This is a genomic window from Variovorax boronicumulans NBRC 103145, assembly GCF_001591345.1.
GTDB classification, from domain to species: domain Bacteria; phylum Pseudomonadota; class Gammaproteobacteria; order Burkholderiales; family Burkholderiaceae_C; genus Variovorax; species Variovorax boronicumulans.
Genome location: NZ_BCUS01000069.1, coordinates 1 through 12382, shown reverse-complemented (window position 1 = coordinate 12382; position 12382 = coordinate 1). Strand labels below are relative to the sequence as shown.

11 protein-coding genes are annotated in these 12382 nt (G+C 64.4%); 4 read left to right on the top strand and 7 right to left on the bottom strand.

The window, feature by feature from the left end; translation table 11 throughout:
• The first annotated feature begins 25 nt into the window (after positions 1-25).
• The gene (locus VBO01S_RS19485) at positions 26-850 is read left to right on the top strand and encodes an IclR family transcriptional regulator (protein WP_062478081.1); all 825 of its coding nucleotides are present in this window, start codon (positions 26-28) and stop codon (positions 848-850) included.
• Between the two features lie 103 nt (positions 851-953).
• Here the strand turns inward: VBO01S_RS19485 and VBO01S_RS19480 are convergent, their stop codons facing one another.
• The 7 genes from VBO01S_RS19480 to VBO01S_RS19450 form a co-directional block, all read right to left on the bottom strand.
• Positions 954-2120 (bottom strand): serine hydrolase, encoded by a 1167-nt coding sequence (locus VBO01S_RS19480; RefSeq protein WP_062478078.1) that lies wholly within the window; start codon positions 2118-2120, stop codon positions 954-956.
• A 117-nt stretch (positions 2121-2237) separates the two neighbouring features.
• Positions 2238-3776, bottom strand: a complete 1539-nt coding sequence (locus tag VBO01S_RS19475) for a 2-isopropylmalate synthase (protein ID WP_062478075.1) — start codon at positions 3774-3776, stop codon at positions 2238-2240.
• A gap of 53 nt (positions 3777-3829) precedes the next feature.
• Entirely contained in the window at positions 3830-5533 is a 1704-nt protein-coding gene (leuA, locus tag VBO01S_RS19470; RefSeq protein ID WP_062478074.1) for a 2-isopropylmalate synthase, read from the bottom strand.
• A 210-nt stretch (positions 5534-5743) separates the two neighbouring features.
• The gene (pssA, locus tag VBO01S_RS19465) at positions 5744-6568 is read right to left on the bottom strand and encodes a CDP-diacylglycerol--serine O-phosphatidyltransferase (protein ID WP_062478071.1); all 825 of its coding nucleotides are present in this window, start codon (positions 6566-6568) and stop codon (positions 5744-5746) included.
• A gap of 271 nt (positions 6569-6839) precedes the next feature.
• On the bottom strand, positions 6840-7856 hold the full coding sequence (gene ilvC, locus VBO01S_RS19460; RefSeq protein WP_062478069.1) for a ketol-acid reductoisomerase: 1017 nt from the start codon (positions 7854-7856) through the stop codon (positions 6840-6842).
• 148 nt (positions 7857-8004) lie between these two features.
• Complete coding sequence (ilvN, locus tag VBO01S_RS19455) at positions 8005-8496, bottom strand: acetolactate synthase small subunit (protein ID WP_062478068.1); 492 nt, start codon at positions 8494-8496, stop codon at positions 8005-8007.
• A 105-nt stretch (positions 8497-8601) separates the two neighbouring features.
• Positions 8602-10386, bottom strand: a complete 1785-nt coding sequence (locus VBO01S_RS19450; RefSeq protein ID WP_062478065.1) for an acetolactate synthase 3 catalytic subunit — start codon at positions 10384-10386, stop codon at positions 8602-8604.
• Positions 10387-10669: 283 nt separating this feature from the next.
• On the opposite strand from VBO01S_RS19450, the gene VBO01S_RS19445 reads away from it, so the two are divergent.
• The 3 genes from VBO01S_RS19445 to VBO01S_RS19435 all read left to right on the top strand — a co-directional run.
• Positions 10670-11236: an RNA polymerase sigma factor gene (locus VBO01S_RS19445; protein WP_062478063.1), complete on the top strand. Its 567-nt coding sequence runs from the start codon at positions 10670-10672 to the stop codon at positions 11234-11236.
• Positions 11233-11658, top strand: coding sequence for a DUF3619 family protein (locus tag VBO01S_RS19440; RefSeq protein WP_062478060.1), 426 nt, complete (start codon positions 11233-11235; stop codon positions 11656-11658). Before VBO01S_RS19445 ends, VBO01S_RS19440 begins: the two co-directional genes overlap by 4 nt.
• Before the next feature lie 17 nt (positions 11659-11675).
• A partial coding sequence (locus VBO01S_RS19435) for a DUF3106 domain-containing protein (RefSeq protein ID WP_062478135.1) occupies positions 11676-12382 on the top strand: 707 nt, incomplete at its 3' end.

Here is a 12382-nt window from a genome sequence, read left to right as displayed (position 1 = left end):
CGCACGGTCATCACCGCATTGCGCCATGAGAAAAAACCTATCCGACGTTCCCGCCACTCCCGTCATCCAGGTCATCGAGCGCATGTTCTCGCTGATCGACGTCCTGGCCTCGCGCGAAGAAGCGATCTCGCTGAAGGAAATCAGCGAAAAGACGGGGCTTCACCCGTCGACCACGCACCGCATCCTCAATGACCTCGCGGTCGGCCGCTTCGTCGACCGCCCCGAAGCCGGCAGCTACCGCCTCGGCATGCGCCTGCTGGAGCTGGGCAACCTGGTCAAGGGCCGGCTGAACGTGCGCGACGCGGCCCTGGGGCCGATGCGCGAGCTGCACAAGCTCACGCAGCAGCCGGTCAACCTCAGCATGCGCCAGGGCGACGAGATCGTGTACATCGAGCGCGCCTACAGCGAACGTTCGGGCATGCAGGTGGTGCGCGCCATCGGCGGCCGTGCCGCCCTGCACCTGACCTCGACCGGCAAGCTGTTCCTGGCCGCCGACGATCCGCAGCGCGTGCGCAGCTACGCCACGCGCACCGGCCTGGCCGGCCACACCCGCAACAGCATCACCCAGCTGCCCGCGCTCGAGCGCGAGCTGTCGAAGGCGCGCCAGTACGGCATCGCCCGCGACAACGAAGAACTGGAACTGGGCGTGCGATGCATGGCCGCCGGCATCTACGACGACCAGGGCAAGCTGGTGGCGGGCCTGTCGATCTCGGCCCCGGCCGATCGCCTCGATGAAGGCTGGCTGCCCAAGCTGCAGGCGACCGCCAACGAAATCTCGGGCGCGCTGGGCTTCAAGGACGGCGTGGCCGCAACGCCTGCGTCGGGCGCGAACGTGACAACGGGCGCCTGAGCGCCCGTTTGCTTTCGACTCTTTTTCTTCCCAGCGAGCCGGCCGGTAAGCCCTCCACGAGGGCAGCAGGCAGGCCGCTAACGACCTCCCTGCTCAACCGATCTCAGCCGGCAACCTGGAAGCCGCGCGGACCCGACACGGCGTGCGTGGCCTCGACCCAGCGGCGAACCCGCTCGGCGTCGGCGATGCGGCTGAACTTGCCGGCCGAATCCAGGAACACCATGATCAGCTTGCGCCCGGCCACCTTGGCCTGCATCACGAGGCACTGGCCGGCTTCGGAGATGTAGCCGGTCTTCTGCAGGCCGATGTCCCACTCAGGGCTCTTCACGAGGCGGTTGGTGGTGTTGAACTGCAGCACGCGGTTGCCGACTTCGACCTGGTATTCCGGCGACGTGGACAGCGAACGCACCGTGGCGTCCGAATAGGCCGCGTTGACCAGCAGCGCCAGGTCTTGTGCGCTCGACTGGTTGCGGCTGGACAGGCCGGTGGGCTCCACGTAGCGCGTGTCCTTCATGCCGAGCATGCGGGCCTTGGCGTTCATGATGCTCACGAAGGTCGTGAGACCGCCCGGGTAGGTGCGGCCCAGTGCGTGCGCGGCACGGTTCTCGCTGGACATCAGCGCCAGGTGCAGCAGCTCGCCGCGCGACAGCGTGGTGCCGACGGTCAGGCGCGAACGGCTGCCCTTTTCGGTGTCGACGTCGTCTTGCGTGATGGTGATGAGCTCGTCGTTCGGCAGGTGGGCCTCGCTGATCAGCAGGCCGGTCATGAGCTTGGTGAGCGAAGCGATCGGCAGCACGGCGTGGTCGTTCTTGCTGAACAGCACTTCGTGGGTGTCCTGGTCGATCACCAGGGCGACGCTCGACTTCAGATCGAGCGCGTCGTCGGTGCTGTGCAGGCCGGCCATCTGGCCAAAGGACTGGCGGGCTGGCGTCTCGACGCGCACCACCGAGCGGCGCTGCACGGCGACGACCGTCTTGCCGTTCTTCTTGTGGATGGTGGCCACGACGTTGCGGCCGCCGCGCACGACCTTGTCGGCCTGCTCAGCGCGACCGCCCCGTGCCACCTTGGAAGCAGACGCATTGCGCTGCTTCGTTTCTGCGGGGGCCTTCGCCTTCTTGGCGACGGCGGACTTGGCGGCAGCGGGTTTTTCCTTCTTCGCAGCCTGGGCGCCAGGCAGCAAAAACGCCGAGGCGCACAGCGCCACGGCGAGGAACTTGAAGGCGGGTAGGAACCGCTGGATGGAAACTCGACGTAGACGGGTTTCAGGCATCAATAAATCTCCAGCGGCAACAAACGAGGACCGCAGTGTATCGAAATCAAAAAAGGCACGCAATATCAGTTACTTGCATCCCCTTCTTCATTCGAATACCAAGGAACGCCTCAAAACCTAACCTTGTGCCGCCACTCTCTCAGCTTGGCTCTGTAACTTGTTGAGCGCACTCAAATAAGCCTTTGCCGAAGCGACCACGATGTCGGGGTCTGCACCCACACCGTTGACCACCCGCCCTGCGTTTTGTAACCGGACTGTAACCTCTCCCTGGCTTTCCGTCGAGCCGCTGATGGCGTTTACAGAGTAAAGAACCATCTCGGCGCCGCTCTTGACATGGGCCTCGATGGCCTTGAGGGACGCATCGACCGGCCCGTTGCCGTCGGATTCGCTGGTGACTTCCTTGCCCTGGATCGTGAACACGATCTTGGCCTGGGGCCGCTCGCCGGTTTCGCTGTGCTGGGAGAGAGAAACGAAAGCAAACTGTTCACCAACGTGCGACAGCTCTTCCGCGCTGACCAGTGCCAAGATGTCCTCGTCGAAAATTTCGGACTTGCGGTCGGCCAGCTCCTTGAAACGCGCGAACGCGGCGTTGACCTCGGTTTCGCTTTCCATCGTCACGCCCAGGTCCTGCAGGCGCTGCTTGAAGGCGTTGCGACCGCTGAGCTTGCCCAGCACGATCTTGTTGGCGGTCCAGCCCACGTCTTCGGCGCGCATGATCTCGTAGGTGTCGCGCGCCTTGAGCACGCCGTCCTGGTGGATGCCCGAGGCGTGTGCGAACGCGTTGGCGCCCACCACGGCCTTGTTGGGCTGCACCACGAAGCCGGTGGTCTGGCTGACCATGCGGCTGGCGGCCACGATGTGCTGGGTGTCGATGTTCAGATCGAGACCGAAGTAGTCCCTGCGCGTCTTCACGGCCATGACCACTTCTTCGAGCGAACAGTTGCCCGCGCGCTCGCCCAGGCCGTTGATCGTGCACTCGACCTGGCGCGCGCCGCCGATCTTCACACCGGCCAGCGAGTTCGCCACGGCCATGCCCAGGTCGTTGTGGCAATGCACCGACCAGATCGCCTTGTCGCTGTTGGGAATGCGCTCGCGCAGCATCTTGATGAAATTGCCGTACAGCTCGGGGATGGCGTAGCCGACGGTGTCGGGCACGTTGATGGTGGTCGCGCCCTCGTTGATCACGGTTTCGAGCACGCGGCACAGAAAGTCGGGGTCGCTGCGGTAGCCGTCTTCGGGGCTGAACTCGACGTCGGCGATCTGGTTGCGCGCGAAGCGCACGGCCAGCTTGGCCTGCTCATGCACCTCGTCGGGCGACATGCGCAGCTTCTTTTCCATGTGCAGCGGCGAGGTCGCGATGAAGGTGTGGATGCGCCCGCGCGCCGCGCCCTTCAGGGCCTCGGCTGCGCGCGCAATGTCGCGGTCGTTGGCACGCGACAGGCCGCACACCGTCGAGTCCTTGATCGCGTTGGCAATGGCCTTCACGGCCTCGAAGTCGCCGTTCGAACTGGCCGGAAAGCCGGCTTCGATGACGTCGACCTTGAGGCGCTCCAGCAGCTTGGCGATACGCAATTTTTCGTCGCGCGTCATCGAGGCGCCGGGCGACTGCTCGCCGTCGCGCAAGGTGGTGTCGAAAATAATGAGTTGGTCGGTCATCGTGGATCTCCTTGGTTCGTTCCCACCTTGCGCGTGCGGCTGGTGCCGGTGCGTCAGGCGACTTCAGCCACCGATTGTGCGCTGCGCGCGCCCCGGCCCCTGGCCCGCTGCACCCCCGACACGATCGCCTTCAGCGAGGCCGAGATCACGTTCGCGTCGATGCCGACGCCGAACAGGGTCTGCGACTCGTCCACGCGCAGCTCGAGGTAGGCCACCGACTTGGCGTCGGCGCCCGCGCCGATTGCGTGCTGGTGATAGTCCATGACGCGCACCGTGTGGCCGGTGGCCTGGCTCAGTGCCTGCGTGAAGGCGTCGATCGGGCCGTTGCCACGTCCTTCGATGGCGCGCGTTTCACCGTCCCACGGCAGGTCGCCGCGCAGTACCACCGTGGCCTCGGCGCCCTCGCCTTCTTCCTGGATCACGCGGTGTTGCAAGGCCTTGGCGGTCTCGATGCCGTATTCGTTCACGAAGATCTGCCAGAGGTCGGCGGCAGTGAGCTCTTTGCCGCCCACGTCCATCACGCGCTGCACGACCTGCATGAATTCCATCTGCAGGCGCCGCGGCATCTCGAGGCCGTACTCGCTCTCGAGCAGGTAGGCCATGCCGCCCTTGCCCGACTGGCTGTTCACGCGGATCACGGCCTCGTAGCTGCGGCCTACGTCCTTCGGGTCGATGGGGAGGTACGGGATGTCCCAGATGTCGCCGCCCTTGCGCGCGGCGAACGCCTTCTTGATCGCGTCCTGGTGCGAGCCCGAGAACGAGGTGTAGACGAGGTCGCCGACGTACGGATGGCGCGGGTGTACGGGAATCTGGTTGCAGTGCTCGACCGTGGCGCGGATCTCGTCGATGTTCGAGAAGTCGAGTTCGGGCGAAACGCCTTGCGTGTAGAGGTTGAGCGCGACATTCACGAGGTCGAGGTTGCCGGTGCGTTCGCCGTTGCCAAAGAGGCAGCCTTCGATGCGTTCGGCACCGGCCATCAAGGCCAGTTCGCCGGCTGCGGTGCCGGTACCGCGGTCGTTGTGCGGATGCACGCACAGCACGATCGAGTCACGGCGCGCGAGGTTGCGGTGCATCCACTCGATCATGTCCGCGAAGATGTTCGGCGTGGAATGCTCCACCGTGGTGGGCAGGTTGACGATGCACTTGCGCTCGGGCGTCGGTGCCCAGACTTCGGTGACCGCATCGACCACGCGCTTGGAGAAGACCACGTCGGTGCCCGAGAACATTTCGGGCGAGTACTGGAAGGTCCACTTCGTGTTCGGCTGCTTTGCGGCGAAGTCGTTGAACATGCGGGCGTGGCTGCTCGCGAGTTCGACGATCTGGTCTTCGTCCATACCGAGCACCACGCGGCGCATCACCGGGGCCACCGCGTTGTAGAGGTGGACGATGGCGCGCGGTGCACCTTGCAAGGCTTCGAAGGTGCGTTCGATGAGGTGGTCGCGCGCCTGCGTGAGCACCTGGATCGTCACGTCGTCGGGAATGCGGTCTTCTTCGATGAGCTTGCGCACGAAGTCGAATTCGACCTGCGACGCCGAGGGAAAGCCGACTTCGATTTCCTTGAAGCCGATGGCCACGAGGGTTTCGAACATGCGCATCTTGCGCGCGATGTCCATGGGTTCGACCAAGGCCTGGTTGCCATCGCGCAGGTCCGTCGACAGCCAGATCGGGGCCTTGGTCAGCACGGCATCGGGCCAGGTGCGGTCCTTGAGACCGATCGGGGCGAATGCGCGGTATTTGGCTTGAGGTTGCTTGAGCATGTCGATTTCTCTGTGATGGTTGGAACTCAACCAGCAACCCCAAAAGACAAACGGCCCGTTGCTGGTGCGAACGGGCCGTGATGAGGGATTAGCGCGTGCGCTACCGTCTCCGCCCGTGAGGGAGGGCTAGTAGGGCCAGCAGCGAAATCTTGGTCATGAGGGTTGCGAATGTAGCACAGCCTTTGCGGGCCTGTGAAGGCCCGGGCTTCTTCAGTTGTGCAGTCCCCGCTCGTCGGGCTCTTCGGTCGAGGTGCTGATCACGCTCACCGGCTGGCCCTTGGCCTTGCGCCACGCGTACACCACGTAGCCGCTCAAACCATAGGCCACGAAGAGGCTGAACAGCACCGTTGGCGGATGGATGTTGATGACCGCGATGCCCAGCGCGATCAGCACGATCACGACGAAGGGCACGCTCTTCTTCATCTGGATGTCCTTGAAGCTGTAGAACGGCGCATTGGTCACCATAGTGAGACCCGCGTACAGCGTGAAGGCGAAGGTGACCCAGGTGATCTGCGTCCACGAGAGGTACAGCACCTCGCCACCACGCTTGCCCCATTCGTTGACGAGCCAGATGAAGCCCGCCACCAATGCCGCGGCCGCCGGGGACGGCAGGCCCTGGAACCAGCGCTTGTCGACCACGCCCGTATTGACGTTGAAGCGCGCGAGCCGCAGCGCGGCGCAGGCGCAGTACACGAAGGCGGCGATCCAGCCCCAGCGCCCCAGCCCCTTGAGCGACCACTCGTAGGCGATGAGCGCGGGCGCGGCGCCGAACGACACCATGTCGGACAGCGAGTCCATCTGCTCGCCGAACGCGCTTTGCGTGTTGGTCATGCGGGCCACGCGTCCGTCGAGGCTGTCGAGCACCATCGCGGCGAACACGCCGAGCGCGGCCAGGTCGAAGCGCGCGTTCATGGCCATCACGACCGAGTAGAAGCCGCCGAACAACGCCGCCAGCGTGAACAGGTTCGGCAGGATGTAGATGCCCTTGCGACGCTTGCGCGGCTGCGCGTCGTCGGGGACGGTGTCGTCATGCATTGAATTGGCCTCCGTCCCTCGTGGGAACTGCCCGATCAGCTATCCATTCGATAGCATCTTGGTCTGTGAATCGCATGCTTCGCAGTGTAGTTCAGGGGACCCGTGCACTCCCCTTCAAACAAAAGGGCCACCGCGACGGGTGGCCCTCTGATTTGCGTGCTTCAAAGGCGGCCGAGGCGGCCGCCGCCGGGCCGCCCCAAGGCGAGCCGCGCCTCCCCCTCGGGGGGTGGCAAATTACACGCAGCGAAGCGGAGTGAAAAGCCGGGGGGCTTTAGTTCCGGGTCTGGTCGACCAGCTTGTTCTTCTTGATCCAGGGCATCATCGCGCGCAGCTTTTCGCCGACGACTTCGATCTGATGCTCAGCGTTCAAGCGACGGCGGCTGATCAGCACCGGTTGGCCGGCAGCGGCTTCGAGCACGAAGCTCTTGGCGTATTCGCCGGTCTGGATGTCCTGCAGGACCTTCTTCATGGCCTTCTTGGTCTCGTCGGTCACGATGCGCGGGCCCGTGACGTACTCGCCGTATTCGGCGTTGTTCGAGATCGAGTAGTTCATGTTGGCGATGCCGCCTTCGTAGATCAGGTCGACGATCAGCTTCAGCTCGTGCAGGCATTCGAAGTACGCCATTTCGGGCGCGTAGCCGGCTTCCACCAGCGTTTCGAAACCAGCCTTGATCAGCTCGACCGTGCCGCCGCACAGAACCGCTTGCTCGCCGAAGAGGTCGGTCTCGGTTTCTTCGCGGAAGTTGGTCTCGATGATGCCGGCCTTGCCGCCGCCGTTGGCGGTGGCGTAGCTCAGCGCGAGGTCACGCGCCTTGCCGCTCTTGTCCTGGTGCACCGCGATCAGGTGCGGCACGCCGCCACCTTGCGTGTACGTGCCGCGCACGGTGTGGCCCGGAGCCTTGGGAGCGACCATCCACACGTCGAGGTCGGCGCGCGGCTGCACGAAACCGTAGTGCACGTTGAAGCCGTGCGCGAAGACGAGCGAAGCGCCTTCCTTGATGTTCGGGGCCACGTCGTTCTTGTAGACGGCGGCGATCTGCTCGTCGGGCAGCAGGATCATGACGACGTCGGCCGACTTCACGGCGTCAGCGACTTCAGCGACCTGCAGGCCGGCCTTGCCAACCTTGTCCCACGAAGCGCCGCCCTTGCGCAGGCCGACCACGACCTTGACGCCGCTGTCGTTCAGGTTCTGCGCGTGTGCGTGGCCTTGCGAGCCGTAGCCGATGATGGCAACCGTCTTGCCCTTGATGAGGCTCAGGTCCGCGTCCTTGTCGTAATAAACCTTCATGATGTTCTCCAGATAGATAAGCGAGTTGCAGTGTGTTGTTGTGCCGTTCGTCCTGAGCCTGTCGAAGGGCTCAATGCAGTCCCCGCTCGCGCGGAGGCTTCGACAAGCTCAGCCCGAACGGGCAGCGACTGAGCTCCGAATCATGGTGTCAGACCCGCAGGATGCGTTCGCCGCGCCCGATGCCGCTGGCGCCGGTGCGCACCGTCTCGAGGATGGCGCCGCGGTCGATCGCTTCCAGGAAAGCGTCGTTCTTGCCGTGATCGCCAGTGAGCTCGATGGTGTAGCTCTTGTCGGTCACGTCGATGATGCGGCCACGGAAGATTTCCGCCATGCGCATCATTTCCTCGCGTTCCTTGCCCACCGCACGCACCTTCACCATCATGAGCTCGCGCTCGGTGTAGGCGCCTTCGGTCAGGTCGACCACCTTCACGACCTCGATGAGACGGTTCAGGTGCTTGGTGATCTGCTCGATCACGTCGTCCGAGCCGTTGGTGACGATGGTCATGCGCGAGAGGCTTGCGTCCTCGGTCGGCGCCACGGTCAGCGATTCGATGTTGTAGCCACGGGCCGAGAACAGGCCCACCACGCGGGAAAGAGCACCCGGCTCGTTTTCCAGCAGCACTGCAATGATGTGTTTCATGTTGGCGTGACTCCTCTTTTCGCCGCCCTCCCCCGTGCACGGTAATGCGCGGGCTTGGCGGGCAATAGATTCGTCAGTAAAGGTTGAACGAACGAATGTTCCGGATCAGAGATCTTCGGAACCCAGCAGCATCTCGGTGATGCCCATGCCGGCCTTGACCATCGGGAACACGTTCTCGGTGGGGTCGGTACGGAAATCCATGAACACCGTGCGGTCCTTGAGCTTGCGCGCCTCGCGCAGCGCCGGCTCCACGTCTTGTGGACGCTCGATCAGCATGCCGACGTGGCCATAGGCCTCGGCGAGCTTCACGAAGTTGGGCAGCGCGTCCATGTAGCTGTGGCTGTAGCGGCCGGAGTATTCGATCTCCTGCCACTGGCGCACCATGCCCAGGTAGCGGTTGTTGAGCGAGCAGATCTTGATCGGCGTGTTGTACTGCAGGCAGGTCGAGAGCTCCTGGATGCACATCTGCACCGAGCCTTCGCCGGTGATGGTGAACACTTCCGAGTCGGGCTTGGCGAGCTTGATGCCCATGGCGTAGGGAATGCCCACGCCCATGGTGCCCAGGCCGCCCGAATTGATCCAGCGGCGCGGCTCGTCGAAGCGGTAGTACTGGGCGGCCCACATCTGGTGCTGGCCGACGTCCGACGTGATGTACGTGTCGGCGTCCTTGGTCATGTTCCAGAGGGTCTCGACCACGAACTGCGGCTTGATCACGTCCTTGTTGTCGCGGTCGTACTTGAGGCAGTCGCGCGAGCGCCAGCTTTCGATGGTTTTCCACCAATCGGCCAGCGCACCGGCGTCGGGCTTGGTGGTGCTCTCGCGGATCATCGAGATGAGTTCGGTGAGCACGTCCTTCACGTCGCCGACGATCGGGATGTCGACCTTCACGCGCTTGGAGATGCTCGACGGGTCGATGTCGACGTGGATGATCTTGCGTTCGTTCTGCGCGAAGTGCTTCGGGTTGCCGATCACGCGGTCGTCGAAGCGCGCGCCCACGGCCAGCAGCACGTCGCAGTTCTGCATCGCGTTGTTGGCTTCGATGGTGCCGTGCATGCCCAGCATGCCCAGGAACTTGCGGTCGCTCGCCGGATAGGCGCCCAGGCCCATCAGCGTGTTCGTGACGGGGTACCCCAGCATGTCGACCAGCGTGCGCAGCTCGTTCGTGGCATTGCCCAGGAGCACGCCGCCGCCGGTGTAGATGTAGGGGCGCTTGGCCGCCAGCAGCAGTTGCAACGCCTTGCGGATCTGCCCGCCGTGGCCCTTGCGCACCGGGTTGTACGAGCGCATCTCGACCTTGTCGGGATAGCCGCTATACGGAATCTTCTTGAAGGAAACGTCCTTCGGCACGTCCACCACCACGGGGCCGGGACGGCCGCTGCGCGCGATATGGAAGGCCTTCTTCATCGTCATGGCCAGATCCTTCGGATCCTTGACGAGGAAATTGTGCTTGACGATGGGGCGCGTGATGCCGACCGTGTCGCATTCCTGGAAGGCGTCGAGGCCGATGGCGGCCGTCGGCACCTGACCGGAAATGATCACCATCGGGATCGAGTCCATGTACGCCGTCGCGATGCCGGTGACCGCATTGGTCAGGCCGGGGCCGGAGGTGACCAGTGCCACGCCGACTTCGCCGGTGGCGCGCGCATAGCCGTCGGCAGCGTGCACGGCGGCCTGTTCGTGGCGCACCAGCACGTGCTGGATGGTGTCCTGCTTGTAGAACGCGTCGTAGATGTAGAGAACCGCGCCGCCCGGGTAGCCCCAGATGTACTGGACGCCTTCGGCCTGCAGTGCCTTGACCAGCACTTCAGCGCCCATGAGTTCTTGCGTGGTGTTGCCGGCGCCAGAGGACGCGGCTGCTGCGGAAGCGAGTTCCGCCTTCGAGATTTCCATGATCAACCTTTGTGTTTTTTCGGGAACGAAAAACCTTGGGTGCCCCTTGCCAGCCCTTGTGGGGCCGCGCCAGGACTTGAGGCCAAAGCCATGAGCGGACTGATGTTCCGCCGGACCGTGACCCGTTTGCCTTTTGACTTGCAAGGCGGATTATGACACTACCGGCGCGTTCAGACTCGCTTCAGGTGCCCTGTCTTGGCACAAAGGCATAATCCGCGGCATAAAAACATGAGCGTTCGCCAAACATCCTCCCCACGCGGCGCGTCCCGCCGCCCCCTCTCATTTGGCTACTGAACACGAACTCTCCGACTTCCTGAAAAACGTCGAACGACGGGCCTTCAAGCGCTCGGTCTATCACGTGCGGGACGAAGAAGCGGCCTTGGACATCGTGCAGGACAGCATGATGAAGCTGGCCCAGCACTACGGCGACAAGCCTGCCGAGGAACTGCCAATGCTGTTCCAGCGCATCCTGTCGAACTGCACGCTCGACTGGTTCCGCCGCCAGAAGACCCGCCGCGCGCTTTTTTCCAATCTGAGCGACTTCGAACCGGCCGACAACGGCGAAGATTTCGACCTGCTGGAGAACTTCGTCTCGCCAACCGACTCCAGAGAATCGGAGAGCGCCGAAGACACCACCCGCCGCAGTCAGGTCTTTCACGAAATCGAAGAACAGATCGCGGCTTTGCCCGGCCGTCAACGCGAGGCTTTCCTGATGCGTTACTGGGAGGAAATGGACGTCGCAGAGACGGCCGCCGCAATGGGCTGCTCCGAGGGCAGCGTCAAAACCCATTGTTCGCGAGCTGTCCACGCTCTGAGCAAGGCGCTCAAGGCCAAGGGAATATCGCTATGAACACTAAGGTTCCAACCTCTCAATCCAGCGCAGCAGAAGACCGCTTCGGCCAACGGCTGGCGGCCCGGCTGTCGGACGGCAATCAAGCCTTGCCGCACGACATCAGCGAGCGTCTGCGCGTTGCCCGTTCGCAGGCCGTGGCCGCGCGCAAGCAGGCGCCGCAGCTGCGCACGGCGCCCGTCGCGGTCCAGTCGGGCCACACGGTCACGTTGGGCGGCAGCTGGTGGACCCGCATCGGTTCCGTGGTGCCCCTGATCGCCCTGGTGGCCGGCCTGATCACCATCAGCGTGCTGCAGGACGACGACCGCGCCAGCGAACTCGCCGAGGTCGACTCGGCCCTGCTGACGGGCGACCTGCCGCCCGCCGCCTACACCGATCCCGGCTTCGCCCAATTCCTGAAGTCCGACAGCGCCTCCGACTGAACACCTTGCCCGACCGAATGCGACGCCGCTCCGTTTCCCGTGCGAAAGCCCTGCTTCCGTTGCGCCCGCTCCCGGCGGGCGCCGTCGTTTGGGCGGGTGCGCTGGCAGCCGCTGCCTTCGGCCTGACGCTGGCCGATGCACAGACGCTGCCCGAAACCGCCAAGCCCGCCACGCACGCCGCAGCCACCAATGGCGCGGCAAGCCCCAAGGCCGTTGCCACGACCAAGCCCCTGTGGAACGAACTGAGCAATGAGCAGCAGCACGCCCTGAAGCCGCTGGCTTCGCACTGGAACACGCTGAACGCCGGCCAGAAGCGCAAGTGGCTGGCCTTGTCGCGCAACTACGCGAACATGCCCGCCGACGACCAGGTCACGCTGCACAGCCGCATGATCGAATGGGCGGCGCTGAGCAACCAGCAGCGCGCCCAGGCCCGCCTGAATTTCGCCGAGGTCAAGCGCGTGCCTGCCGACGAGCGCAAGCTCAAGTGGGAGCAGTACCAGGCGCTGAGCGAAGAAGAAAAACGCAAGCTCGCCGAGAGTGCTCCGCCCAAGCCCCGCGGCGCCGCCCTGCCAGTGCGCCCGGTCTCGTCGCAAAAACTCGTGCCTGTGCCGGCCGTCACGCCGCCCGGACAGCACACGCCCCGCATCGTGCCGGCCACGCCCCCCACGCCCGTGCTGCCGCCGGCGGCCATCGTCGTGAGTTCGCCGGCGACGCCCCCTGCCGC